Source organism: Arthrobacter sp. N1 (assembly GCF_048288285.1).
GTDB lineage: Bacteria > Actinomycetota > Actinomycetes > Actinomycetales > Micrococcaceae > Arthrobacter_D.
The window spans coordinates 1,809,705-1,834,663 of record NZ_CP102608.1; the positions used below are offsets into that span (position 1 = coordinate 1,809,705).

The window sequence follows — 24,959 nt, forward strand, 5'->3', positions numbered from 1 at the left end:
GGCTCGGGGCCGGACCTCCCCGGGGCACGGACCCCGGTCGTGCGCGGTTCGCGGCTACAGCCCCGAGGATGCCTGGCAGGTGATCTGGTCGGCGGTCTGGCCGTCGAGCTCGTTCCCGAGTGGGGGGACAACGACGGCGGAGCCGGTCGCGAGATCCGCTCCGACCTGCACCTGGACCCCGACGAGACCCGGATCGGCGATGACATTCGGCGTGGCGACCCCGAAGCGCGTCGCCACGTCCGCTGCCGCGGCGTCGTAGCCCGGTCCGTAGACCACGAGGGTGGTCTCCGCAGGCACCGACTCGAACGTCGTCGCCTGCGTGTACCCGGCCTCGAGGACCAGCCGCTGCACCTCTGCAGCGCGGCCCGCGTCCGTCGTCGCGTTCACGACGAGCAGCGGCACGGATGCAGGGTCGAAGGCCGGTGCCTCGGGTGTGGCAGGAGCATCGGAGGGGTCCGGCGTCGTCCCCGGTGCGGAGGGTGCGGACGGTACCGCGCTCTCCTCGGTCAGGCCACGATCCTCGCGCAGCGCATCGAACAGGGGTGCTGCCGCCGCTTCGTCGATCACGAGGCGGTTCGGATCCTGGTCCCAGGGCTGCACCGGGACCGTCACGAACGCCATGTTGCCGAGGTCCACGTCCTTGAGCCGGTCGGCGATCTTCAGGATCTCCGCAGGCTGGGACAGGCCTTCATCCACCGTGAGGTTCCGCGTGACCACGTCCGCGATGGAGTAGAGCTTGGGCAGGTTGGTGAGGGTACCCTCTGCACGCACCTTGCGGGCGAGCGACGCCATGAACGACTGCTGGGCAGCGATCCGGCCGATGTCCCCTCCGTCACCGAAGCTGTGGCGCGTCCGGAGGAACGCGAGGGCCTGGTCGCCCTCCACCTCACTGGTTCCCGCGGGCAGCCTCAGGCCCGAGAACTCGTCGTCGACCGGTTCCTGAACGCAGACCTCGACACCGCCCACCTCGGACGAGAGCTCGCTGACCGCAGTGAACCCCGCCATCATGAAGTGGTCGACGGAGAGCCCCGTCAGGTCGTTGATCGCGGCGACGGTGCAGCCGGGACCGCCCTCGTTCAGTGCCGCGTTGAGCTGGCCCAGCTCCTGGGCCTCCGACGGCCGCCCCGTGTCGGGGTTCACGCACGCGGGCAGCGGAACGAGGAGGTCCCGCGGGAACGAGACGACCGTGACGTTCTCCCGATCGGCCGAGAGGGTCAGGAGCATCATCACGTCCGAGTTGCCCTCGCCCGAGGAGTCGCTCTCGTCACCGAAGAAGTCGCCCGAGTTGCCCGTCCTCGTGTCGGAGCCGAGGATCAGGATCTGGAGGGGATCCGTGCTCGAGTCGACGGGAAGCGCGGACTCCTGGCCCTCCGCGAGATTGAGCGGCATCGTGACGACGTTGGACTGGAGCCTGAAGACCTGGACCCCGACGAAGGCGACGGTCGCGACGATCAGCGTCGTCATGACGAGGGCCGTGATCTTCAGTCCGCGGTGGTGCGGGGCGTGCCCGAGGTGGCGGCCGACCGGACCGTCGCCGTCGGTCGTGCCGCTGATCCCGCCGTCTCCGACCGACGGGTCACCCGACGCGCCGGACGGCGGGACGTCGACGCGGTCGGCGCCCTCGGGTGGCTGTCGGCGGGTCATGCCCGGGCTCCTTCGGATGGCTGGACGATTCGGATCATTCTGTCACCGTCCGGACGGCCGGGCGCGCGATGCGCCCGTGGCGCTCCCGAACGTGATGGAGGGACCTGCTCGCCGATGATCCACGCCGTGCGTGACAGGACCCCGCTGAGGTGCCAACGACCGGGGCAGGTCGTTGGTGCCCGTCAGAAGCCGAGCTTGACGAGCTGCTTGGGGTCGCGCTGCCAGTCCTTGGCGACCTTCACGTGGAGGTCCAGGTAGATCCGCGTCCCGAGCAGCGCCTCGATCCCCCGCCGCGCGTTGGTGCCCACCTCGCGGAGGCGGGCACCACCCTTCCCGATGATGATGGCCTTCTGGGACGGCCGCTCGACATACAGGTTCACATGGACGTCCAGCATCGGATTGTCCTCGCTGCGCCCCTCGCGGGGAATCATCTCCTCGACGACGACGGCGAGGGAGTGCGGCAGCTCGTCACGCACTCCCTCGAGGGCCGCCTCCCTGACCAGTTCGGCGACCATGATCGCCTCCGGCTCGTCGGTGAGCTCACCGTCCGGGTACAGGACGGGCGATTCGGGCATGTGCCGGCTGAAGACGTCGGCCACCGTGTCCACCTGGAACCCGTCCGCCGCGGAGACGGGAACGATGTCGGCCCACCCCTCCGGCCCGGCAACATCGGTGCCGAGCGTGGCGACGGCCAGGAGCTGTTCGGTCAGCGCCCTGCGATCCACGAGGTCCGTCTTGGTGACGACGGCGATCAGCGGCTTGCGGCGCAGGCGTGCGAGCTGTTCGGCGATGAAGCGGTCGCCGGGGCCGATCTTCTCGTTCGCGGGGAGGCAGAAGCCGACGGCGTCGACCTCGGCGAGCGTGTCCGCGACGAGGTCGTTCAGGCGCTGCCCGAGCAGCGTCCTCGGCCGGTGCAGGCCGGGCGTGTCGACGAGGACGATCTGCGCGTCCTCCCGGTTCACGATTCCACGGATGGTGTGGCGGGTCGTCTGGGGCTTGGCCGAGGTGATGGCGACCTTCTGCCCCACCAGGGCGTTGGTGAGGGTCGATTTCCCGGCGTTCGGGCGTCCGACGAGCGAGACGAACCCCGCCCTGTGCTTAGCGTCGCTCATGGTCTGCCTCTGTCGTCTCTCGTTCGTGGTGCTCGGTGTTGATGGGCGCGATGCGGTGCGCGATCACGTGCGAGACCCTGTTGCGTCGACCCTCCACGCGCTCGGCCCGTAGACCGATACTGTCTATTGTGACCTCCGACCCGACGATCGGCACCCTGCCCAGGGTCTTCGCGAGCAACCCTCCGACGGTGTCGACCTCCTCGTCATCGAGATCGAGGCCGAAGAGCTCCCCGAGGTCGTCGATCCCCATCCGCGCACTCACGCGGAATTCGCCGTCGTCGAGCCTCTCCTGCTCCGGTACCTCCGAGTCGTACTCGTCGACGATCTCGCCGACGATCTCCTCGATCAGGTCCTCCAGCGTGACCAGACCCGCGGTGCCGCCGTACTCGTCGATGACGATGGCCACGTGCGTGGACTCCCGCTGCAGCTCCCGCAGGAGGTCGCCCACGGGCTTCGACTCGGGGACGTACCGGGCAGGCCTGCATTCGGCGTCGACCGCTCGCACGAGATGGGAGGCAGGCCTGCCGTGGAGGCTGGCCACGACGTCCTTGAGGTAGAGCAGACCCTTGATGTCGTCCGAACTCTCGCCGATCACGGGGATCCTCGAATAGCCGGAGCGGAGGAACAGGGACATCGCCTGGCTCAGCGTCGAGCCGGACTCGATGGTGACCATGTCGGTGCGCGGGACCATGACGCTGCGGACCTTCGTATCGCCGAGTTCGAACACCGAGTGGATGAGTTCGGCCTCGTTGTCCTCGATCATCTCGGCATCGGAGGCACGCGAGAGCAGTTCCCTGAACTCCTCCTGCGTGAAGAAGGCCGCCTCATCCCGCGCGGCCCCCGGCGTGATCGCGCTGCCGATGCGGACCAGCCAGCGCGGGACAGGGCCGAGCAGGGCACGGAGGAACGCCACCAGGCCGGCCGTCAGGCGGACGACGGTCGCGGCGTGCATCCGTCCGAGCTGGCGCGGGGACACGCCGACGATCACGAACCCGATGGCTGCCATCACCGCGGTAGCGAGGAGTCCTGCCAGCCAGATGCTGTCCAGCAGATCGTGGAAGAGGATCGCCACCGCGACGGCGCCGGCCATCTCGAACCAGACCCGCCAGAACCGCAGGGCGTGCATGTGGGCCACGGGGGCGTCCAGGATGCGACGCAGGGACGAGGTCCGCGAGCCCTGGACGAGGGCTTCGCCCTCCTGTCGTGGCAGGTAACTGAAAGCTGCTTCGGCCGCCGTGACGAGTGCAGCGGTCAGGGCGAAGAGCAGGCCCATGAGCCCGAGGAGCCAGATGGTCAAGCGCGGGTCTCCCGGGGGGCGTCGCCACCGAGGAAATCGGCGAGCAGTTGGCGCTGCAGACCGAACATCTCCTTCTCCTCGTCGGGCTCCGCGTGGTCGAATCCGAGAAGATGCAGGATGCCGTGGGTGGTCAGCAGCAGGAGCTCGTCCCGCGTCCCGTGGCCTGCTGCCGCACCCTGCGCGGCGGCCACCTCGGGGCAGAGCACGATGTCACCGAGGAGCCCCGCGGGTGTCACCCGGCCCGCGGTCCCCGGCCGGAGTTCATCCATCGGGAAGGAGAGCACGTCGGTGGGGCCCGGCTCGTCCATCCACTCGATGTGGAGTTTCTCCATCGCTGCGGTGTCCACGAGGATGACGGACAACTCGGCCTCGGGATGGATGAACAGGGATTCGAACAGGAAGTTGGTCAGGCGGACGAGGGATTCCTCGTCGACGTCGTAGCCGGACTCGTTGTTGACCTCGACGCTCATCGGCCGGTCACCGGGCGGCCGGAGCGCTGCTGGTTGCCGCGCTGCTCCTCGTCCCAGGCGCTGTAGGCGCTGACGATGTCGCCCACGAGGCGGTGGCGCACCACGTCCGAGGCGTCGAGTTCGCTGAAGTAGACGTCGTCGACGTCGCGCAGGATCTCGCTCACGATCCGCAGTCCGGAACTGGTGCCGTTGGGCAGGTCCACCTGCGTGACGTCGCCGGTCACGACCATCTTGGACCCGAACCCGAGGCGTGTGAGGAACATCTTCATCTGTTCCGGCGTCGTGTTCTGCGCTTCGTCGAGGATGATGAAGGCATCGTTGAGCGTCCGGCCGCGCATGTACGCGAGGGGCGCCACCTCGATCGTGCCGGCGGCCATCAGGCGCGGGATCGAGTCGGGGTCCATCATGTCGTGGAGGGCGTCGTACAGCGGGCGGAGATACGGATCGATCTTGTCGTTGAGCGTTCCGGGCAGGAAGCCGAGACGCTCCCCTGCCTCGACGGCGGGCCGGGTGAGGATGATCCGGTTGACCTCCTTCTGCTGCAGGGCCTGCACCGCCTTGGCCATCGCCAGGTAGGTCTTGCCGGTACCCGCCGGTCCGATGCCGAAGACGATCGTGTTGCGGTCGATCGCTTCGACGTAGGTGCTCTGGTTCAGGGTCTTCGGGCGGATCGTCTTCCCGCGGGAGGACAGGATGTTGACCGAGAGCACCTCCGAGGGGCGTGCGGCGCTCTGCGTCTTGAGCATCGTCACGAGCTGCTCGAGCACCTGCGGGGAGACGGTCGCGTTGTTGCTCGCCATGGTGCGGATCTCGCTGACGAGGCGCTCGGTGCGCAGCACGTCGGCAGACGGTCCGGAGATGGTGAGCTCGTTGCCCCTGGCCTGGAGGCCGACGCCGGGGAAGGACTCCTCGATCAGGCGGAGGGCCTCGTCATTGGAGCCCAGTGCCTGCACCATCTGCTCCGTCGAGTCGAAGTAGACGGTCCTCGTATCAAGTCCTGCCACGTTGATCCCTGTTGAAGATTCGCTCATAGCTCGGCCGTGCGGCCTTCGATCGCCCCTCGTTCGCGTTGTCGTCCTGGCTCCGTACCCTGCGTGCCGCGGCTGTGTCCACCCGTTCACGGCGAACCGGTTCGGCCTGGGACAGAGAGCTTAATCGTACGTCATAGGCACGGCGCAGCAGGGGCCGATGCTCCGGGGGCACCAGGGCTCCCGATGCATCCCGAGGGCTGCCGACCCAGCCGGTTCCCGTCGCGAATCGGCAACGGCTTCGTATCGATCCGGTTTCAGTCCTCCACACCCCTCGTATTCCTGCCGGGCCGCCGTTCGGGCTGTGCCAAGCTGATGCAGGTTCGGCAGGGGTGACCCGTCCCGTGGCCGGCCTGGCGAGAGCACCCTCCGTGCCCGCTCGTCACCCGAGAATCTCGTACCGATCGACCCATCGCGCCCTTCAAGCGCCTGACGGAAAGGGGCCAGCATGAACAGCCAGGACCCCCTCCGGCAGAGCAGGCTCGGCCTCCGCGGGATCCTGCTCGTCTCCGGCGGCGTCCTCGTGGCGAGCAGTGTCTTCCTCCTCCCGAATCTCGACGTGTTCGAGGGCAGTGCCGCGAGGACGGATCTCGCCCGGCCGATCGAGGCCTCCGGTCCGGGGACCGTCAGCGGCACCCCGTCCGAGGAGGCCCTGAAATCGCAGGGGGCCGCTGCGGGGCCGGCGGCGACCTCACGGCCGCTCGTGCCGGTCTACTGGCTGGGTGATGTGAACGGGTCGGACAGGCTGTTCCGGGAGTTCCTGCCCTCCCCTGCGGCATCGAGCGGTGATCCCATCTCCGAGGCCGTGCGGATCATGACCGAGGGCGAACCCCTGGACCCCGACTACACCTCCCCCTGGGATCCCGCCTCGAGCATCAGTTCCTCCGTCTCGACGAGGAACGTCATCACCCTCGACATCTCCTCCGACGCGCTGTCGCAGCGCCTCGACGAGGAGGATGCCCGGCTGGCACTGCAGCAACTCGTGTTCACGGCGACGGCGGCAGCGTCGGACGGCGGTCTCATCACGGGCGGTGAGGCCAGCTCGGTCGTGGTGCTGGTCGACGGGACCGCCGACTACCGTGCCTTCGGATCGGTGGACCTTGGCGGACAACTGACCAGGGACACCGGCGTCCTCGCTCCGGTGTGGATCATCGACCCGCAGCAGGGCGTCGAACTCGGCAGGGAGAGCTTCACCGTCCATGGGCTGGGACCGGCGGGAGACGACTCCGTGGTCTGGCGCATCGACCGCAGGACCGAGGGCTCTGCCGGCGGCACGGACCTGTTCCTGGACGGCGTGGTCGAGATCGTGCCCGCCGACGGCGCGCCGGGCGCCTACTCCTTCGCTGTCGGCCTGCCTCCGGGGAGCTACGACATCACGGTCTCGGCAGGAACCGGCGAGGGCGTTGCTGAGGACTCGAAGTCCGTCGTGGTCCGCTGACCGGATCTGTGACGGTGCCGCGCGGGTACCAGCGCCCGGGCAGGTGACCGAGCGACTACCAGCGCCCCAGCAGGTGGTTCAGCAGGACGAGCGCCGCCGGACCGGCGGACGATGACCGGAGCACGTGCGGCCCCAGCCGCGCGCTCTCGGCGCCCGCGGACCGCAGCTTCCCGAGTTCCGCGTCGCCGATCCCACCCTCGGGTCCGACGACGACGGCCGTGGTCGACGGCCCGTCGAGTCCGCCGGTGCTGCGGAGCACGTCGAGGTGATCGGACAGCGAGGCGTGGGCGTCCTCGTGCAGCACGATGACGTGGTCGACCGCGGCGGCCCAGGCGATGAGCCCGGCGGTGTCCATGACGGGCAGGACGTCGGGGACGAACGAGCGCCGCGACTGCTTCGACGCCGCATTCACGAGGGACAGCCACTTCTGCCGGCCCTTCTCCGCCTTCTCGCCGCGCCAGCGCACGATGCTCCGCTCGGCATGCCACGGCACCACCGCGTCGACCCCGAGTTCTGTCGCCGCCTCCACCGCCTGTTCGTCGCGGCCGGCCTTCGCCAGGGCCTGGACGAGGACGAGGCGGTGCAGGGGTGCGGGGTCCTGCCCGGCAGTCTCGACGGTGAGCTCGACCGTCCCTGCTCCGACGGCCACGATGACACCGGTCAGGCGGTACCCCGTCGAGTCCGAGACATCGATCCTCTCGCCCTGGCCGAGTCGACGCACCGTGGCGGCATGGCGTCCCTCGTCTCCCCCGAGGACGAAGGGGCCCCCAGGGCAGGCGGAACGGACCTCGGTGCCCGGCGCGAAGAACAGCGGACGCGTCATGGTCAGCGGTTCCCGAGCCGCTCCCGCAGACGGGCGAACACGCCGGAGCCGTTGCTCGCCAGCTGACCGTCGGTGTACTCCTCGTTCCGGAGCTCGGCGAGCCTCCGGAGAAGTTCCTCCTGCTGGTGGTCGACGTTGCGCGGCGTCTCGACGTTGAGGTGGACGCGGAGGTCTCCCCTGCCCTGGTTGCGCAGGTGCGTGACGCCGAGCCCCCGCAGGGTCAGGATCTCCCCGGACTGCGTGCCCGGCTTGATCATCAGCTCCTGGTCGCCGTCGAAGGTGTCCAGGTGGACGGAGGTACCGAGCGCCGCCGCCGTCATGGGGACACTGAGCGTCACGTGGAGGTCGTCGCCGTCGCGCAGGAAGGTGGAATCCGCGTTGACCCGGATCTCCACATAGAGATCGCCCTGGGGCCCACCGGCGATCCCGGCCTCGCCCTGACCGCCCAGCTGGATGCGGGTGCCGGTGCTCACGCCTGCGGGGACCTTGATGGTCAGGGTCCGGCGGGCACGGATGCGTCCCTCGCCGCTGCATTCGTGGCAGGGGCTCGGGATGACGGTGCCGTAACCCTGGCACGTACCGCACGGCGCGCTGGTCATGACCTGGCCGAGGATGGACCGGACGGCCCGCTGGACCTGTCCGGAGCCACCGCAGATGTCACAGGTGCGCGGCGAGGTACCGGGCTGGCAGCAGGAGCCGTCACAGGTGGGACACACCTCGGCGGTGTCCACCTCGATCTTCTTGTTGGTGCCGAAGACGGCGTCCTTCAGATCGATCCGTACATTGATCAGCGCGTCCTGCCCCCGGCGTGTGCGGGACGGTGCGCCGCCCTGCTGGCCGCTCCCCCCGAAGAACGTCTCGAAGATGTCCTGGAAGGCGAACCCGGAGCCGGAGTAGCCCGAGCCGTAGCCGGTGTCCGTCCCGTTCTCGTTCCCGGTCGTGTCGTAGACGCGACGCTTCTGCGGGTCGGAGAGCACCTCGTAGGCGCGGGTGACGAGCTTGAACTCCTCGGCCGCACCATCGCCCGGGTTGACGTCCGGGTGGAGCTTGCGGGCCAGCTTGCGGTAGGCCTTCTTGATTTCCTCCCCGGTCGCGCCCTGCGCCACACCGAGGACCTCATAGTGATTACTCACTCCTGCACATCACTTCCTGTTGGAGACAACTGTCGTCTGCTCACCGGCCGGGCCGGTGGGAATCCTGCGGGGCCCCACTACTCCTCGAGGATCCTCGAGAGGTAGCGGGCGACGGCGCGCACGGCGGCCATCGTGGTCGGGTAGTCCATGCGGGTGGGTCCGAGGACACCGAGCTTCGCTCCGGCGTCCGGTCCGTAGCCGGTCGCCACCACCGACGCCCCCGAGAGGCCGCCGTAGGGGTTCTCGCTGCCGATCCGCACCGAGATCCCGCGTGCGTCGTACTCCATCTCGGAGAGGAGCCGCAGCATGACCACCTGCTCCTCGAGTGCTTCGAGGATCGGGCCGATGCTCAACGGGAAGTCGCCGGTGGACCGTGCGAGGTTGGCCGTCCCCGCGAGCAGGATCCGGTCCTCGCGGCCGAGCCCGGCAAGCTGCTCGAGCGCCCTGACGATCGTACCCCCGTGCGTGCGGAGGCCGGCCGGCAACTGGGCGAGCGCGGAGCCGAGCTCCGCGGGGAGGTTCGTGAGCCTGACCCCGGAGACCGCGGACAGGATCCTCTGCTTGAGTTCGGCGAGTTCGCTCTCCTGGATGTCCGTCGGCGTCCGGACCATCCGCTGCTGGACCGTCCCGCTCGTCGCGATCAGCACCACCAGGATCTGCTGAGGAGCGAGCAGGACGAACTCGATGTGGCGGACCGATGCCCCTCCCACGCGGGGGAACTGGACGACGGCGACCTGGTTCGTCAGCTGCGCGAGCAGCCGCACCGTCCGGTCCATGACGTCGTCGACGTCCTCTGCACCCTCGAGCAGCGTCTGGATGGCTTTCTTCTCCGGACCGGAGAGGGGCTTCACCTCCGAGATGCGGTCCACGAAGAGGCGGTAGCCCTTGTCCGTGGGGATCCGGCCGGAGCTCGTGTGAGGTGCGGCGATCAGCCCCTCCTCCTCGAGCACCGCCATGTCGTTGCGGATGGTGGCCGAGGACACCCCGAGCCGGTGGCGGTCGACGAGCGCCTTGGAGCCGACGGGCTCCCTCGAGTGGACATAGTCCTCGACGATGGCCCGGAGCACTTCCAGGCGTCGCGGTTCACTCACTCCTCAAGTCACCTCCGGGTCTGTCCCTACCTCACGAGCACGCGGTCAGGGTGGTTCCGAGCGGTTAGCACTCGACACACCCAAGTGCCAAGTCTAGTACGTCGCGGGCGATTGTTAGCATTGGCAACCCGGGCCGCGGCATACCGCCGGAGCCCTCGTCGGAAGGGTATTCGGGATGGATCACGGCTGGGGAGCACAGGACATCTCGGCTCCGCGACGCGTCACCCTCCCGGAGGTCCCGGTCGAGCGGGACATGGTCCTCGAGGACGTCCAGAGCGGATTCGTGGGCGCTGTGGTGCGCGTGGAGAAGTCCGGCGGACTGCACGTCATGGTGCTCGAGGACCGCCGGGGCAGGCACCGGACGTTCAGGCTGGGACACGGCTTCCTGCTCGACGGCGCTCCGGTGCAGCTGGTCGCCCCGCGCCCGGTGACGACCGCGGCACGCACCCGAACGGCGTCGGGGAGTGTCCGCGTCGAGGGGGCGCGCGCCCGGACCGCCCGCGCGAGCCGGATCTGGGTGGAGGGCCAGCACGACGCCGAACTCGTGGAGAAGGTGTGGGGTGACGACCTGCGGCTGGAGGGGATCGTCGTCGAACCGCTCCACGGAGTCGATGATCTCGAGGGCGCGATCCGCGCGTTCGGGCCCGGGCCGACCCGCCGCCTCGGGATCCTCGTCGACCACCTCCTGCCCGGCACGAAGGAATCACGGATCGCGCAGCAGGCGATGACCGTACCCGGAGCACGTGACCACGTGCTGATCGTCGGCCACCCCTACGTGGACGTCTGGCAGGCGGTGAAGCCGGCCGTCCTCGGGCGGACGGCCTGGCCCGTGGTGCCGCGCGGTCAGGACTGGAAGACGGGCATCCTCGCAGGGCTCGGCTGGCCGCACCAGGACCAGGCCGCTGTCGCCCAGGGGTGGAAGCGCATCCTCGGAGGCGTCGGGAGCTACGCGGACCTGGAGCCCTCGCTGCTCGGTCGCGTCGAGGAGGTCATCGATTTCCTGACCGTTCCACCGGGCACGGCCTGAAGCGATCCGCGGCGGCCAGCCCGTATCCTTGGAGCACAGTCACGGCGGAGGAATTCCGCGAGCCAGCAAAGGAATACCGTTGTCCAACACCGCCGACCATCAGCACGAAGGACAGAGCGCGTCCCTCCCCGCCTTCGAGGGAACTCCGGCCAACGCGCTGCCGCTCACGGCGTCCGAGGACCGGCAGTTCGCCACCCTCGCGCACTTCGGCGGCATCCTCGGGTTCATCCCCTCGCTGCTGATCTTCCTCATCTTCAAGGACCGCGGCCCGTTCACCGCCCAGGAATCGAAGGAGGCGCTGAATTTCACGCTCCCACCGACCCTCCTGGCCCTCACGGCCTGGCTGCTGTCCCTCGTGCCGGACATCGGCGGGATCTTCGCCGTCGTCAACGCCCTCATCTGGGTCGCCATCACGATCTTCTCCGTGAACGCCGGTATCCAGGTGAACCGTGGACGGCCCTACCGCTACGCCCTGAACCTCCGGCTCATCCGCTAGGCACGACCGCCCGTATACCTCCGGCGCCTGCGCCGCGGTGATCCGGCGACCCTCCGGAGGTGTGCGGGGGCAGTGTGCGGCGGCGCTCCGTCGGTGTCAGTCGGGCAGCAGTCGGCGCACGACGGCGTCGGCCAGCAGGCGTCCCCTGAAGGTCAGGACCACGCGACCCGCGAAGGCCTCGACGGGCTCCACCAGCCCATCGGCGATGAGACCGGCCACGGCCTTCCTGCCCGACGCCGTCAGGACCGCCGTCGGGAGTCCCTCGCGCAGGCGCACCCGCAGCATGACGTCCTCGACGTAGCGGTCCTCGCCACCGAGGATCTCGCGGCCGGCTGCGGGAGACGACCCGCCCTCCAGCGCGGCGGCATAGGCGCGCGGATGCTTGACGTTCCACCAGCGCGTCCCGCCGACATGGGAGTGCGCGCCGGGACCGGCTCCCCACCAGTCGTTCCCGCGCCAGTAGGCAAGGTTGTGGCGGCAGGCGTCGGCGGGCGTCCTGGCCCAGTTGCTCACCTCGTACCAGTGCAGTCCCCCGGCCGTCAGCAGCTCATCCGCAAGGGCGTACTTGTCCGCGTGGTCGTCGTCGTCGATGGGTGGGACCTGCCCGCGACGGATCTGGGACGCGAGGCGGGTGCCCTCCTCGATGATCAGCGCATACGCGGAGATGTGGTCCGGCGCGTAGGACAGCGCCGTCGTCAGCGAGGTCCGCCAGTCGTCCAGGCTCTCCCCGGGCGTCCCGTAGATGAGGTCGAGACTCACCGCCAGGCCCGCCTCGCGGGCCCACTGGACGGCCTGCGGCACGCGTTCCGGCGCGTGCGTCCGGTCGAGCACCGCGAGGACGTGCGGGACGGCGGACTGCATGCCGAAGGACACACGCGTGAAGCCCGCGTCACGGAGGATGCGCAGGGAGTCCGGCGTCACCGAGTCCGGGTTGGCCTCGGTGGTGACCTCCGCACCGGGCGCCAGTCCCCAGCGACCCGTCGCGGCCCGGAGGATCGAGGCGAGATCCTCCGCGGGCAGCAGGGTCGGCGTCCCGCCGCCGAAGAACACGGTGGACATCGGGCGGGCCGGCACGCCGGATGCCGCCAGCGCCCGTGCTCCGAGGTCCAGCTCGGCGAGGACGGAGCCGGCATACGCGTCCTGCGACGCTCCCCCACCCAGTTCGGTGGCGGTGTAGGTGTTGAAGTCGCAGTAGCCGCAGCGCACGGCGCAGAAGGGGATGTGGACGTAGAGGCCGAAGTCGCGAGCCCCGGCATCGACGGCGGCCTCCGCCGGCAGGATCCCGTCCGCCGGCGCGGGCAGGCCGAGTGGCAGGGCGCTAGGCACTCCTGACCTCCTTCGAGGGGTAGAACGTCACTTCTTGGCTTTGTCCTTCGACTCGTCCGAGGACAGTGCGGCGATGAACGCCTCCTGGGGAACCTCCACGCGACCCACCATCTTCATGCGCTTCTTGCCCTCCTTCTGCTTCTCGAGGAGCTTGCGCTTGCGGGTGATGTCACCGCCGTAGCACTTGGCGAGGACGTCCTTGCGGATGGCCCGAATACTTTCGCGCGCGATGATGCGGGCGCCGATGGCAGCCTGGATGGGCACCTCGAACTGCTGGCGCGGGATCAGTTCGCGCAGCTTCCCCGTCATCATCACGCCGTAGGCATACGCCTTGTCGCGGTGGGTGATGGCGCTGAAGGCGTCGACCTGCTCGCCCTGCAGCAGGATGTCCACCTTGACAAGGTCCGAGACCTGGTCGCCGTCGGCCTTCCAGTCCAGCGAACCGTAGCCGCGGGTCTTCGACTTCAGCAGGTCGAAGAAGTCGAAGACGATCTCCGCGAGGGGCAGTCGGTACCTGATCTCGACGCGGTCCTCGGACAGGTAGTCCATGCCGCCCAGCACGCCGCGGCGCTGCTGGCACAGCTCCATGATGGCGCCGACGAACTCCGACGGCGCCAGGATGGTCGCGGACACCATGGGCTCGCGGACCTCGGCGATCTTCCCCACCGGGTACTCGCTCGGGTTGGTCACCTTCAGGACCCGCTTGTCCTCGAGCGTGACCTCGTACTCCACGTTCGGAGCCGTGGAGATGAGGTCCAGGTTGTACTCGCGTTCGAGGCGCTCCCGCGTGATCTCGAGGTGCAGCAGGCCGAGGAAGCCGACACGGAAGCCGAACCCGAGCGCGGCCGAGGTCTCGGGCTCGTAGACGAGGGCGGCGTCGTTCAGCGTGAACTTCGCGAGGGCGTCGCGGAGCACCGGGTAGTCGGTGCCGTCGAGCGGGTACAGCCCGGAGAACACCATGGGCTTCGGATCCTCGTAGCCGCCGAGCGACTCCGCGGCCGGCTTCTGCAGGTTGGTGACGGTGTCACCGACCTTCGACTGGCGCACGTCCTTCACGCCGGTGATGAGGTAGCCCACCTCGCCCACACCGAGGCCCTTGGAAGGCTTCGGCTCGGGCGAGCTCACGCCGATCTCGAGCAGTTCGTGGCTCGCGCGCGTCGACATCATCTGGATGCGCTCCCGGGGGCTGAGCTTGCCGTCGACCACCCGGACGTAGGTGACCACGCCGCGGTAGGTGTCGTACACGGAGTCGAAGATCATGGCGCGCGCCGGTGCGTTCGGGTCTCCGGTCGGCGCGGGGAGGTCGCGCACGATCTTGTCCATCAGCGCCTCGACGCCGACGCCGGTCTTGCCCGACACCATGAGGACGTCCTCGGGTTCGCCGCCGATGAGGCTCGCGAGCTCTGCCGCGTACTTCTCCGGCTGCGCTGCCGGGAGGTCGATCTTGTTCAGGACCGGGATGATCGTCAGGTTGTTCTCCATGGCGAGGTACAGGTTCGCCAGGGTCTGCGCCTCGATGCCCTGCGCGGCGTCCACGAGGAGGACGGCCCCCTCACATGCCGCGAGGGACCGCGAGACCTCGTAGGTGAAGTCGACGTGCCCGGGGGTGTCGATCATGTTCAGCGCGTAGGCGGTCCCGTCGACCTCCCAGGGGAGACGAACGGCCTGGGACTTGATGGTGATGCCGCGCTCGCGCTCGATGTCCATGCGATCGAGGTACTGCGCCTTCATGTCCCGCTGCTCGACGGCACCCGTGAGCTGGAGCATGCGGTCAGCCAGGGTGGACTTCCCGTGATCGATGTGGGCGATGATGCAGAAGTTCCTGATGATCGCCGGATCGGTGGCGGCAGGCACCGGCGCGGTGCGGGCCATGGGTGACACGTGTGTTCCTCACTTCGACGGGACGGGGGTCGGCGTACTGGGCGAGCGGTCACCCTCGTGCGGCGACCCGCCCGGTCGCGGCGGCCTGCCCCTAGTCTCCCACGACGCCGGTCGGCGCCGACAATCGCGCGAGGACGCACGACGGCGGGCCCCGCGGCCCGCGTGGGCCGGCTCGGTAGGATCGCTGCATGGCATTCTCGGTCAACACCCTCGTGTCACTCGCCCGCGACGTCCTTCGGGTGGTGGCCCGCCCGTCGAGGACGACGGACCGTCGCACGGGCGGTGGCGGCACCCGGGACGCCGGACGCGCGACGAACCCGTCGTCGACCCCGACGAAGCGGTCCGCCGCCCACCCAGATGCCTCGGCGCGCCGCCACAAGGCCGTCGTCTCCTACTCGCCCTCCGCGGACGGTGACCCGGATCCCGGCGAGATCGTCTGGTCATGGGTGGCCTACGAGGATGATCCGACGCAGGGCAAGGACCGCCCGGTGCTCCTGATCGGCCGGTCGGGCTCGGACCTGCTCGGGCTCATGCTGACCAGCCGGGACCGTAACAACGACCGGGATCACGACGACAGGTATGTGGACGTCGGTACCGGGGGCTGGGACCGGCAGGGCCGGCCGAGCGAGGTGAAGGTGGACCGCGTGCTGCGGCTGTCCGCGGCGGACATCAGGCGTGAGGGCTCGGTTCTCCCGCGTGAGCGCTTCGAGCGCGTGATCGCCGCCGTACCTGCCCATCTCCTGCACTGATCACCGGCTCACCCTGCCTGGCAGGTCCTCTGCGCGGTGCGTTTCTGGTAACCTTAACAGCTGTGTGTCCGCGCAGGTCTTCGGGCACTTTGGCCGATCACCGCACGGTATCCCCACGCCGCTCAGTCTCCGGTTGGCCGAAATACCCTCACGACCCAGTCCGCAATACAAAGAAAGTTCTCATACGTGGCAAATATCAAGTCCCAGAAGAAGCGCATCCTCACCAACGAGAAGGCGAGGCAGCGCAACAACTCGGTCAAGTCCGAGCTGAAGACCGCCATCCGCGCCGTGAACACGGCCGTCGAAGGTGCTGACAAGGATGCTGCCGCAACGGCCCTCCAGGCCGCCAGCCGCAAGCTCGACAAGGCTGTCAGCAAGGGTGTCCTGCACAGGAACAACGCAGCGAACCGCAAGTCCGCGATCTCCAAGAAGGTCAACGCGCTCTAAGCTGCGGACCTCAGTGACGAAGGGCCGGCTCCCCACGGAGCCGGCCCTTCGTCGTCCGGGCTGCAGTCGGACTGCGGGAGACCTGCATCCCTCACCCGGCCCTCATCCCGGAGGGGCCGGGAGCACGCGACGACCACCGATAAGTCGTGGCGCGAGGCCGCTCGACCGCCACGTGGGGTCGGCGAGTCGCCCTCCCGGGCGGGACGCCGCCGATCCGTCCCTCAGCCGTCGCCGAGCGCGATGACGGTCACGGCGCGCTCGACGGCGTACACCGGGTCGCGGGACTCGCCCTTGACCTGCGCATCCGCTTCTGCCAGGGCCCTGATGGCACGTGCGAGGGCGTCGGAGCTGAAGCGCTGAGCCTCCCTCCGGGCCTGGTCCACCTGCCACGGCGCCATGCCGAGGTCCCGGGCGAGCTGGGCGGAGGACCCGCGCACTCCGTGGACCTTCGCAACGGCCCGGACCTTCATGGCCAGGGCCGCGACGATCGGCACCGGGTCCGCGCCGGTGGCCAGGGCATGGCGGAGCATGGACAGGGCCTGGGCCGTCCGGCCTGCGAGCGCTGCATCGGCGACCTTGAAACCCGTCGCCTCGACACGGCCGCCGTAGTACTTCTCGACGAGTTCGGCAGTGACATCCACAGCGGTATCGGCCATCAGCTGCTGACATGCCGCCGCCAGTTCCGGCAGCTGGGAGCCCACCGCCGCGACGAGCGCGCGGACGGCGTCCGGGTCGATGCGGCGCTTGGCCCGCTTGAACTCGGCTGTGACGAACTCGGCCTTCTCGCCGTCCTTCTTGAGGGGCTGACAGTCCACGATCGTGGCCTGCGCGGCGCGGACGGCGTCGAGGAGCTTCTTGCCCCGGTTCCCTCCCGTGTGCCGCAGGACCAGCACGACATCGGGCGCCGGATCCGTCAGATACGCCAGGGCGTCGACCAGGAAGGCGTCGTTCATCTGCGCGAGGCCGGCCGCCTCGATGATCTTCCAGTCGCCGAACAGCGAGGGGCTCGCATGCATCGTGAGCATTCCGGCCTCATAGGTTCCGGCGTCGAACCGCACGAGCTCCGCACCCGGCTGGGCGATCCTGACCTGGTGGCGGATCGACTCCGCCGCCTTCGATGCGAGGTAGTCCTCCGGCCCCGCCAGCAGCACCACAGCGGCAGGCCGGACATCACGCCAGGGGGTCGGGGCCTGCGCGGCGCTGCCCGCGCGGCTCACCGGTGTTCTTGTTGCCATGAAGGGCAGTTCCTCTCGAAAAGATCGGTACCTACTGTTGCACGATGGTGCCGCGCCTCCAAGCCGTCTTCCGGTCTCCTGATCCTGGTCCCGTCCGTTGTGCGCCTCCGTGGTCACCGCGTGGCGCTTGTCCCCCGCTCGACGGCGGGATCCTCCGGTCAGCCGATCGGCCTCACCTCGAGACGGCTCCCGTCGATACGGATGAGGAAGGAGCCGAGTTCATCGGTCCGGGCCGTCGGGACGCCGGCGGCATCGAGGGCATCGACGATCACGGGGTGCGGGTGCCCGTAGTCGTTGTCCGCTCCGACGGAGATGACGGCCAGCCGCGGGTCGAGCCCGTCGATCAGGACGGTCCCGCCGTTCCTCGCCCCGTGGTGGGCGATCTTCAGGACGTCCACCCCCGGGCGGAGAGCCGGCGTGGCACCGAGCATGCGGGCTGCCATGTCCTCCTCCTGATCGCCCGTGAGGAGGATCCGCACCGGCCGGTGAGGGGTGTCGACGAGGAGGTCGAGAACTGCACTCGCGTTGTTCTCCTCGCCGCCGCTGACGGGTCCCTCGGGCCAGAGGACGTCCACCGTGACGCCATCGAGCTCCATCGTCGTGCCGCCGTCGAGCTCTGTCGGCCGAACCCCGGCTGCGGAGGCCGCGTCCGCCACCTCCCGCGGGAGGCTTTCCTCGCCGGTCGAGTAGTAGAGAGCCCCGACGGTCCTGCCGCGAAGCGCTCCGGCGGTGCCGCCGTAGTGGTCGTCATGGAGGTGGGTGATGACGAGGGCATCGACGACGTCCACCCCCAGCCTGTCGAGGCACCGGTCCATGGCGGCGGCGTCCGGCCCGGTGTCGACCACGAGGGCGTGCCCGGGTCTCGTCCGGACGACCAGACCGTCGCCCTGTCCGACATCGCAGGCGGCGAGCAGCCAGTCGGAGGGCGCAGAGGGCTGCCGGACGTGGATGACCATGAAGCCCCCCACCACGGCCAGGACGACGCAGGCGGCAACCGCCGTCCGACATCGACCGCTGCGGCGTCGGTGTGGGTGGGACACGCCTGCGGCCTCCTCCTGCGAGCGCGACCGTGGAGGGGACTCAGGGCTGTCGGCCGCTGCACCCGGGTGCGAGATCGCGGGAGCGGCCGGGCTCCCTCCTCCCGCGTCGCGGGCCCCCCGCACCCACTGCAGCGGTCGCCCGTCGAGGAGCCGGGATCGGGCCGTGAACCGTGCCGTCGAACTCGCCGGCCTCCTGACCAGCAACGACAGCACCGCGGCCGAGGCCAGTGCGGCGAGGACGACGCCGACCGGACCGGTGGCCCACGGCACGGAGGTGCCCGGCAGGTCGGCGAACGTGTCCGCCACGGCACCGACCCACCGTGTCCCGACCTGCGCCGAGGCGACGAGCGGTTGCGCGAGCACCGGGGCGCCCGCCAGAGCGAGGACCGACACCATCCCGAGGAGCGTGACCGCCGGCACGACGGGCGAGGCGGCGACGTTCGCCGGCAGCGAGTACACCGGCAGCGACGGCTGGAGCAGGACGAGGATCGGCGTGCAGAACAGCTGGGCCGTCAGCGGGATCGCCAGAAGCTGAGCGGGGAGGCGGGGCATGACGCGGCACATCGACTCGACCACCGACGGACCAGCACTGACGAGTCCGAGGGTCGCGGCGACCGACAGCATGAACGCGAAGGACACCGACAGCCAGGGATCGACGGCGAGCAGGATGATGATCGACAGCATCAGCAGTGTCAGGGAGACCCTCCCCCGGCCGGACAGGACCGCAGCCACGCCGATGGAACCCATCACGGCGGCCCTGAGCACGCTGGGCTCCGGCCGCACCAGGAGGACGAAGGCTGCAAGTGCCATGACCGCACCCGCCGCCGCCACCGCGCGGGGTGTCCTCGCAGCCCTGAGCCCGATGAACGTGAAGGCCAGGACGTAGGAACAGTTCGCCCCGCTGACCGCCGTCAGATGCGTCAGTCCGGTGATCTTCATGTCCGCCTCCAGGGCAGGGTCCAGCGCCGTCCTGTCGCCGAGGACCATCCCTGGGAGGAGACCACGATCGCGCCCGTCCTGCTCCGCTGCGGTGCGGAAATCCGTCCGGAGCGTGTCCGTGGCGCCGAGCCAACCGGTGGCATGCTCGATGGTCGGCCGGCGCGACGGGAGGAACATCGCGGTCGCCCGGCCCTGCCGGGTGCTCGGCTGCAGTAAGCCGAGCACCCGCACGATGTCACCTGTTCCGACCTGCGACCACGGTGCTCCGCCCAGCACCACGACGGGCGTGGCCGCGGTGAAGCCGACCCCCCGCAGGACCCCACCGACGACGTCGGCGTCGACGAGGAACCGCTCACCGTCCCCGAAGGCGCCCGGCGGTAGAGCGGACGGCTCCCCCGTGACACGCAGCACGACCGTGATCGGAGAGCCGCTGTCCACGGCGTCCGACACCGGACCGGCCTCTGCACGAGCGAGGCTCCCACCCGTGGCCAGCAGGATGAGGGCGATCGTCGCGACGGGCACCAGTCCGTGGGCGAGCCCGGCGGACCATCGCCGGGCCGACCGCCGACGGAGGACGACGAAGACCACGAGGACCAGGGCGAGTGTCGCAGTGCCCAGCCCCCCGGCCGTCGAGGCCGCTGCGGTTCCTCCGCTCGCAACGGCCGCTGCCGCCCAGGCGGCCACAGCTGACGGGAGGAGACGCAGGTCGGCCGTCCATCGCGACGGACCGGTCCCGCGGGCGGCCAGGGGCTCGGCTGCGGCCGCCGCCCGCCTGGTCACTGCACCACGATGAGCGGCAGGATCCCCTCGAGCAGGGCCGGCCCGATGCCCGGTACCGCATCGATGTCGGAGGCCTGCAGGAAGGGACCGTGCTCCGTCCGCCAGTCCAGGATCCGTTGGCCGAGCACCGGACCCACGCGCGGAAGTGTCTCGATCTCGGTGAGTGTCGCAGCATTGATGTCGATGGGACCGGTCCCGGTCGGGAGGTCGGCACCGGCCGGGCGGTCCCCGCCGCCTGCCTCGGCCGGCGTGCCCGGCGGCGTCGGGTTCTGCGGCCCCCCGGGGACCACCGGTGCTTCCTCCCCGACGGCCAGGAGGTGAAGATGCTGCCCGTCGGTGGGCCGCGCCGCCAGGTTCACCCGTTCGAGGTCTGCCTCCGGCAGCGCACCACCGGCTGCTTCGAGGACATCGGCCAGACGCGCATCGGCATCGATCTCCACGACTCCCGGTCCTGCGACAGCACCGGTGACATAGACCCAGAGCGTGCGGGTCACCTCGTCCTGCCCCTCGCCGGCCCGGCCAGGGGGTGGCAGGGCCGATGCCGCGGAGGGCACCGTTGCCCCGTCGGCAGCGGCGCGGTCCGGATGGTCGGCGTCGTCCAGTGCGTCGGGGTCGTTGCGTTCGGTCCCGACGGCATCGTCCGGGCCATCGAGCTCGATCGACATCGCCGCAGCCGACGGTTCGGAGCTGCGGACGAGGAACAGGGCCGCGCCGACCGCCAGCGCGATCCCGAGGAAGACCAGTGCCGCCGATCGGGCGACATGCCACTGCAGACCCCGGGTGATGGCCGGACGACGTCCTACCGCGCTGTCCTCCTCCTCCGACGGCCACTCGACCTCGTTCTGCTGGGACACGGCGGGACGCGACCAGGATCGCCGGCCGCCCGGGGCGGATGGGGCGGATGGGGCGGATGGGGCGGATGGCTCAAATGCGTCGGATGGGTCGAAAGGATCACCCGATCCGTCGCCACTGTCACCGCGCAGACGGAGGCGCTGTAATCTCCGGGAGTCCTGCATGACCGCCGGGATGTCTGCGTCGCCGGTCGTCGGCCATCGGTGCTGTCCCATGCAGGTAACGCTAGGAGGAGCCGGCGTGGCCTTCGTGGCGTGATGGTGCTATGTGGACAACGCGGCCAGGAGTGCGGCACACGAACCGGACCGTAAGGATCGGATCGACGGACCGGGTACCGGACGGATGCGCTCGATACCGGACGGACGGGCTCACAGCCGGACGGACGGGCTCACGGTGACGGCGACGACACCGAGACCGGCATGGGCCGCGAGCACCGACGGGCAGGGGGCGGTGGTGACCTTTCCCCCACTGGCGGACTCGATCCGTCCTGCCAGCGCAACGGCCTCGGCCTCGTTGCCGAAGTGGTGCACCGTGAGGTCCACCGCACCGACCCGCGCAGCGGCGTCCGCGAGGACGACTTCCTCGAGCCGCTGCAGGGCCTTCGGTGCGGACCTGAGGCGTTCCAGGGGTACGAGCCGTCCACCCTGGACGTGCAGGATCACCCGGACCGAGAGCAGCGTGCCGAGCCAGCCGGCCGCCGCCGGGATACGCCCCCCGCGGCGCAGCTGCTCCAGGCTCGGGACGTAGAAATAGAGGGCCGAGGCCCGGGCAGCCATCGCGGCGGCGGCAGCGGCGGTCTGCAGGTCCCCACCCCTCTGCAGCGCCGCCAGCGCGGCGAGGGCAGCCCGGCCCTGGGCCATCCCGGCCGTCCTCGTGTCGATCACCTCGACGGGCAGGACGGATCGCGAGGACGCCATCCTCGCCGCCTCGACGGTGCCGGAGAGCTGGCCCGAGAGGTGCACGGAGACGACGCCGTCGTACCCCTCCTCCGCGAGGGAGCCGTAGACGCGGTCGAACTGACCGGGCGAGGGCCGCGAGGTCCTCACGTCCGCACCGGCGGCGAGGGCGACCATCAGGGGTGCGGTGACGTCGTCGTGTTCACCCGTCAGGATGTCGTGGCCGACGAGCACCGGCATGGGCACCACCCGGATGCCGTCGGCGAGACCGCCGGCCGCGCTCCACCCGGGAGCGAAGCCGGCCGCCGAATCGGTCACGACAGCTATCCGCACCGTCGTCTCCCGATCGCGCGTGCGGCACCTGGAGCGGGACGCATCAGGCCGGGACGCATCAGGCCGGGACGCATCAGGCCGGGACGATGTTGACCAGCTTCGGCGCCCGCACGATCACCGTGCGGATGCCCCGGCCGTCCAGGACCCGCTGCACCTGCTCGCTCGCCAGGGCGAGCTCCCGCAGCTCCTCCTCGGCGATGTCGGGCGACACCGTCAGGCGGTCACGGACCTTGCCCTGCACCTGCACGACGGCGACGACGGTCTCCTGCGTGAGGAGCGCGGGGTCCACCGCCGGCCAGCCGGCCGTCGCCACCGTGGCCTCGTGGCCCAGCCGGTTCCAGAGGTCCTCGGCCGTATAGGGCGCGAACAGGCTGAGCAGGATCGCGACCGCCTCGGTGGCCTCCCGGACGGCGGGATCGGCACCGCCGGCGCCGGAGTCGATCGCCTTCCGCGTCGCGTTGACCAGCTCCATGAGCTTGGCGATGACCACGTTGAACTTGTTGGCCTCCATCAGCTCGGCGGCGTCGGAGACCGTCCGGTGCGTCACCGACCGCAGTGCGCGGTCGCCTGTCGCCGGGTCGGACCCGACTGCACTCGTCACGTCGTTCCCCAGGCGCCAGGCACGGGCCAGGAACTTCGCGGAGCCCGACGGCGAGACGTCCGCCCAGTCGACGTCGTCCTCGGGCGGGGACGCGAACACCATGGTGAGGCGCACCGCGTCGACGCCGTAGCGGTCGAGCTGCTCCCCCAGGTCCACGCCGTTGCCGAGCGACTTGCTCATCGCCTTGCCGCCGTTGAGCACCTGCCCCTGGTTCAGGAGTGCGCTGAAGGGCTCGGTGAAGCCGACCATGCCGAGGTCGAACAGCACCTTGGTGAAGAACCTGCTGTAGAGCAGGTGCAGGATGGCGTGCTCCACGCCGCCGACGTACTGGCCGACCGGCAGCCAGCGGTTGACGGCGTCCGTGTCGAACGGTGCCGTCTCCAGGTCCGGGTTCACGAAGCGCAGGTAGTACCAGGACGAGTCGACGAAGGTGTCCATGGTGTCGGTGTCGCGCTTCGCAGCGCCGCCGCAGGACGGGCAGGGGACGTTCACCCAGTCCTCGACGGCGGCCAGGGGCGAGGTACCCTTCGGCGCGAGCGACTCGCCGCGCAACCCCTCGGGCAGTGTCACGGGAAGCTGGTCGTCCGGTACGGGTACCTCGCCACAGGACGGGCAGTGGATGATCGGGATGGGTGTACCCCAGAACCGCTGGCGGGACAGCAGCCAGTCGCGGAGCCGGTAGTTGATGGTGTGCTCGCCCGTCCCCTGCTCTTCGATCAGTTCGACGGCACGGCGGATGGCGGTGGGTTTGTCCAGGCCGGTCAGCTCGCCGGAGTTGACCAGCGTGCCCTCGCCGGTGGTGGCGACACCGGTCACGGCGGCATCCTCCGCGCCGGTGTCCACGACGGTGCGCACGGGCAGGTCGAAGGCGCGGGCGAAGTCGAGGTCACGCTGGTCGTGCGCGGGCACTGCCATGATGGCGCCCGTGCCGTAGTCGGCCAGCACGTAGTCCGCGGCCCAGACCGGCAGTTTCTCCCCGGTCAGGGGGTTCACGGCGTAGCGGCCGGTGAATACCCCCGTCTTCTCACGCTCGGTGGCCTGGCGCTCGATCTCGGACAGTTTCTTGACCTGTTCGCGGTACGCCTCCAGCTCGGCACGCTGCGCGGGCGTGACCAGGTCCAGCGCCAGGTCGGCGTCCGCGGCGACGACGAAGAACGTCGCCCCGTACAGGGTGTCGGGGCGTGTCGTGAACACGGCCACGTCCGACGCCGCCTGGTCGGCATCGGCCTCGATGCGGAACCGCACGTGCGCGCCCTCCGACCGGCCGATCCAGTTGCGCTGCATGGCCAGCACCCGCTCGGGCCAGTGGCCCTTCAGCTGCTCCATGTCGTCCAGCAGGCGGTCGGCGTAATCGGTGATCTTGAAGTACCACTGGTTCAGGTTCTTCTTGGTGACCATGGTGCCGCAACGGTCGCACGCACCGTTGATGACCTGCTCGTTGGCGAGGACGGTCTGGTCCTTCGGGCACCAGTTGACCGGCGAGTTGCGGCGGTAGGCGAGGCCCTTCTGGAAGAACCGGACGAACAGCCACTGCGTCCATCGGTAGTACTCGGGATCCGAGGTGTGCAGGCGGCGCTCCCAGTCGGCGCTGATCGCGTAGCGCTTGAACGAGTGGGCCTGTGTCTCGATGTTGGCGTAGGTCCACTCGGCCGGGTGCGCGTTGCGCTTGATGGCGGCGTTCTCGGCGGGCAACCCGAAGGAGTCCCAGCCGATCGGGTGCAGGACGTCGTAGCCCTTCTGCCGGTAGAAGCGCGCGGCGACGTCACCCATGGCAAAGGCCTCCGCATGGCCCATGTGCAGGTCTCCGGAGGGGTAGGGGAACATGTCGAGCACGTACCGTCGCTCCCGCGAGCCGTCGTCCGCCGGGGCGAAGGCCCGGAGCTCGTCCCAGACCGCCGGCCAGCGCGCCTCGATGGCGGCGATGTCGTAGGTGTTCTCGTCCGGCTGGGCGACCTCGGGATTGGTGCTCACTGTGTGACCTGTTCTGTCGGTGGAACCTGGTGGGACCCAAGGGACCCTGGTGGAAGGCGACGGGACGCGCGGGGTGATGCTGCTCCTGCCCCTTCGTCCTGCGCTGCGGAACCGGGAATCCGACGCACCCTGCGCCGGACACACAAAAGCCCCTCACGCAGGAGGGGCCGCCGCACGGTCGATACCGTGCGGCTAGGTAAGCAGGAGGTTCCGGGACATGCGGCCAGTTTAGCAGTGTGCGCAGCGGTGGCGGCAGCCACGACGGCACCCGATCCGCACGAGCGCGGCAGCGCCCGGCCCAGGGGCCGCCTGGCAGCGCCCGGCCCGTCGAATGACGGACCGGGCGCTGT

20 protein-coding genes are annotated in these 24,959 nt (G+C 69.8%); 5 read left to right on the forward strand and 15 right to left on the reverse strand.

All coding sequences use genetic code 11. From position 1 onward, the window contains the following. Positions 1 to 54: 54 nt before the first annotated feature. From NVV32_RS08170 to NVV32_RS08190, 5 genes are all read right to left on the reverse strand, one after another. The gene (locus NVV32_RS08170; protein WP_422389800.1) at positions 55 to 1,644 is read right to left on the reverse strand and encodes an LCP family protein; all 1,590 of its coding nucleotides are present in this window, start codon (positions 1,642 to 1,644) and stop codon (positions 55 to 57) included. Between the two features lie 182 nt (positions 1,645 to 1,826). After that, positions 1,827 to 2,756, reverse strand: a complete 930-nt coding sequence (gene era, locus NVV32_RS08175) for a GTPase Era (protein WP_422389801.1) — start codon at positions 2,754 to 2,756, stop codon at positions 1,827 to 1,829. Beyond that, complete coding sequence (locus tag NVV32_RS08180) at positions 2,743 to 4,053, reverse strand: hemolysin family protein (protein ID WP_422389802.1); 1,311 nt, start codon at positions 4,051 to 4,053, stop codon at positions 2,743 to 2,745. The genes era and NVV32_RS08180 overlap by 14 nt, the downstream gene beginning before the upstream one ends. Then, the gene (gene ybeY / locus NVV32_RS08185; protein ID WP_422389803.1) at positions 4,050 to 4,523 is read right to left on the reverse strand and encodes an rRNA maturation RNase YbeY; all 474 of its coding nucleotides are present in this window, start codon (positions 4,521 to 4,523) and stop codon (positions 4,050 to 4,052) included. Before ybeY ends, NVV32_RS08180 begins: the two co-directional genes overlap by 4 nt. Further along, positions 4,520 to 5,554 (reverse strand): PhoH family protein, encoded by a 1,035-nt coding sequence (locus NVV32_RS08190; RefSeq protein ID WP_422389804.1) that lies wholly within the window; start codon positions 5,552 to 5,554, stop codon positions 4,520 to 4,522. Before NVV32_RS08190 ends, ybeY begins: the two co-directional genes overlap by 4 nt. A gap of 445 nt (positions 5,555 to 5,999) precedes the next feature. Here NVV32_RS08190 and NVV32_RS08195 point away from each other — a divergent pair, with 445 nt between their 5' ends. Beyond that, positions 6,000 to 6,989 carry a GerMN domain-containing protein gene (locus NVV32_RS08195; RefSeq protein WP_422389805.1) on the forward strand — a complete coding sequence of 330 codons (990 nt, stop codon included), beginning with the start codon at positions 6,000 to 6,002 and terminating at the stop codon, positions 6,987 to 6,989. A 55-nt stretch (positions 6,990 to 7,044) separates the two neighbouring features. On the opposite strand, the gene NVV32_RS08200 is transcribed toward NVV32_RS08195, so the two are convergent. The 3 genes from NVV32_RS08200 to hrcA all read right to left on the reverse strand — a co-directional run bounded on the left by NVV32_RS08200 (position 7,045) and on the right by hrcA (position 10,036). Continuing rightward, entirely contained in the window at positions 7,045 to 7,812 is a 768-nt protein-coding gene (locus NVV32_RS08200; RefSeq protein WP_055771221.1) for a 16S rRNA (uracil(1498)-N(3))-methyltransferase, read from the reverse strand. 2 nt (positions 7,813 to 7,814) lie between these two features. Beyond that, the gene (gene dnaJ / locus NVV32_RS08205) at positions 7,815 to 8,945 is read right to left on the reverse strand and encodes a molecular chaperone DnaJ (RefSeq protein ID WP_422389806.1); all 1,131 of its coding nucleotides are present in this window, start codon (positions 8,943 to 8,945) and stop codon (positions 7,815 to 7,817) included. A 77-nt stretch (positions 8,946 to 9,022) separates the two neighbouring features. Continuing rightward, complete coding sequence (gene hrcA, locus NVV32_RS08210) at positions 9,023 to 10,036, reverse strand: heat-inducible transcriptional repressor HrcA (protein ID WP_422389807.1); 1,014 nt, start codon at positions 10,034 to 10,036, stop codon at positions 9,023 to 9,025. Between the two features lie 175 nt (positions 10,037 to 10,211). On the opposite strand from hrcA, the gene NVV32_RS08215 reads away from it, so the two are divergent. After that, positions 10,212 to 11,063, forward strand: a complete 852-nt coding sequence (locus NVV32_RS08215) for a DUF3097 domain-containing protein (RefSeq protein ID WP_422389808.1) — start codon at positions 10,212 to 10,214, stop codon at positions 11,061 to 11,063. 79 nt (positions 11,064 to 11,142) lie between these two features. Next, the gene (locus NVV32_RS08220; RefSeq protein ID WP_055771234.1) at positions 11,143 to 11,559 is read left to right on the forward strand and encodes a DUF4870 domain-containing protein; all 417 of its coding nucleotides are present in this window, start codon (positions 11,143 to 11,145) and stop codon (positions 11,557 to 11,559) included. A gap of 96 nt (positions 11,560 to 11,655) precedes the next feature. Here NVV32_RS08220 and hemW read toward each other — a convergent pair whose 3' ends face one another. Then, positions 11,656 to 12,885 carry a radical SAM family heme chaperone HemW gene (gene hemW, locus NVV32_RS08225; RefSeq protein WP_055771236.1) on the reverse strand — a complete coding sequence of 410 codons (1,230 nt, stop codon included), beginning with the start codon at positions 12,883 to 12,885 and terminating at the stop codon, positions 11,656 to 11,658. 27 nt (positions 12,886 to 12,912) lie between these two features. After that, positions 12,913 to 14,766, reverse strand: coding sequence for a translation elongation factor 4 (gene lepA / locus NVV32_RS08230; protein WP_200914824.1), 1,854 nt, complete (start codon positions 14,764 to 14,766; stop codon positions 12,913 to 12,915). Positions 14,767 to 14,954: 188 nt separating this feature from the next. Here lepA and NVV32_RS08235 point away from each other — a divergent pair, with 188 nt between their 5' ends. Next, the gene (locus tag NVV32_RS08235) at positions 14,955 to 15,515 is read left to right on the forward strand and encodes a type II toxin-antitoxin system PemK/MazF family toxin (protein WP_055771242.1); all 561 of its coding nucleotides are present in this window, start codon (positions 14,955 to 14,957) and stop codon (positions 15,513 to 15,515) included. A 186-nt stretch (positions 15,516 to 15,701) separates the two neighbouring features. Further along, positions 15,702 to 15,962, forward strand: a complete 261-nt coding sequence (rpsT, locus tag NVV32_RS08240; RefSeq protein WP_055771245.1) for a 30S ribosomal protein S20 — start codon at positions 15,702 to 15,704, stop codon at positions 15,960 to 15,962. Positions 15,963 to 16,183: 221 nt separating this feature from the next. Here the strand turns inward: rpsT and holA are convergent, their stop codons facing one another. The 5 genes from holA to leuS all read right to left on the reverse strand — a co-directional run bounded on the left by holA (position 16,184) and on the right by leuS (position 24,609). After that, positions 16,184 to 17,197, reverse strand: a complete 1,014-nt coding sequence (gene holA, locus NVV32_RS08245) for a DNA polymerase III subunit delta (protein WP_055771249.1) — start codon at positions 17,195 to 17,197, stop codon at positions 16,184 to 16,186. Between the two features lie 158 nt (positions 17,198 to 17,355). Further along, positions 17,356 to 19,956, reverse strand: a complete 2,601-nt coding sequence (locus NVV32_RS08250; RefSeq protein WP_422389809.1) for a ComEC/Rec2 family competence protein — start codon at positions 19,954 to 19,956, stop codon at positions 17,356 to 17,358. Beyond that, complete coding sequence (locus tag NVV32_RS08255) at positions 19,953 to 20,810, reverse strand: helix-hairpin-helix domain-containing protein (RefSeq protein WP_422389810.1); 858 nt, start codon at positions 20,808 to 20,810, stop codon at positions 19,953 to 19,955. Before NVV32_RS08255 ends, NVV32_RS08250 begins: the two co-directional genes overlap by 4 nt. Positions 20,811 to 21,176: 366 nt before the next feature. Next, positions 21,177 to 22,022 carry a DegV family protein gene (locus NVV32_RS08260; RefSeq protein WP_055771256.1) on the reverse strand — a complete coding sequence of 282 codons (846 nt, stop codon included), beginning with the start codon at positions 22,020 to 22,022 and terminating at the stop codon, positions 21,177 to 21,179. Positions 22,023 to 22,110: 88 nt separating this feature from the next. Beyond that, positions 22,111 to 24,609: a leucine--tRNA ligase gene (leuS, locus tag NVV32_RS08265; RefSeq protein WP_422389811.1), complete on the reverse strand. Its 2,499-nt coding sequence runs from the start codon at positions 24,607 to 24,609 to the stop codon at positions 22,111 to 22,113. Between the last annotated feature and the right edge of the window lie 350 nt (positions 24,610 to 24,959).

Coding starts and splice junctions, on each gene's coding strand:
- NVV32_RS08190 (WP_422389804.1), bottom strand. CDS start 5,554: ATGAGCGAATCTTCAACAGGGATCAACGTGGCAGGACTTGATACGAGG.
- NVV32_RS08235 (WP_055771242.1), top strand. CDS start 14,955: ATGGCATTCTCGGTCAACACCCTCGTGTCACTCGCCCGCGACGTCCTT.
- NVV32_RS08195 (WP_422389805.1), top strand. CDS start 6,000: ATGAACAGCCAGGACCCCCTCCGGCAGAGCAGGCTCGGCCTCCGCGGG.
- NVV32_RS08215 (WP_422389808.1), top strand. CDS start 10,212: ATGGATCACGGCTGGGGAGCACAGGACATCTCGGCTCCGCGACGCGTC.
- era (WP_422389801.1), bottom strand. CDS start 2,756: ATGAGCGACGCTAAGCACAGGGCGGGGTTCGTCTCGCTCGTCGGACGC.
- NVV32_RS08170 (WP_422389800.1), bottom strand. CDS start 1,644: ATGACCCGCCGACAGCCACCCGAGGGCGCCGACCGCGTCGACGTCCCG.
- NVV32_RS08200 (WP_055771221.1), bottom strand. CDS start 7,812: ATGACGCGTCCGCTGTTCTTCGCGCCGGGCACCGAGGTCCGTTCCGCC.
- ybeY (WP_422389803.1), bottom strand. CDS start 4,523: ATGAGCGTCGAGGTCAACAACGAGTCCGGCTACGACGTCGACGAGGAA.
- holA (WP_055771249.1), bottom strand. CDS start 17,197: ATGGCAACAAGAACACCGGTGAGCCGCGCGGGCAGCGCCGCGCAGGCC.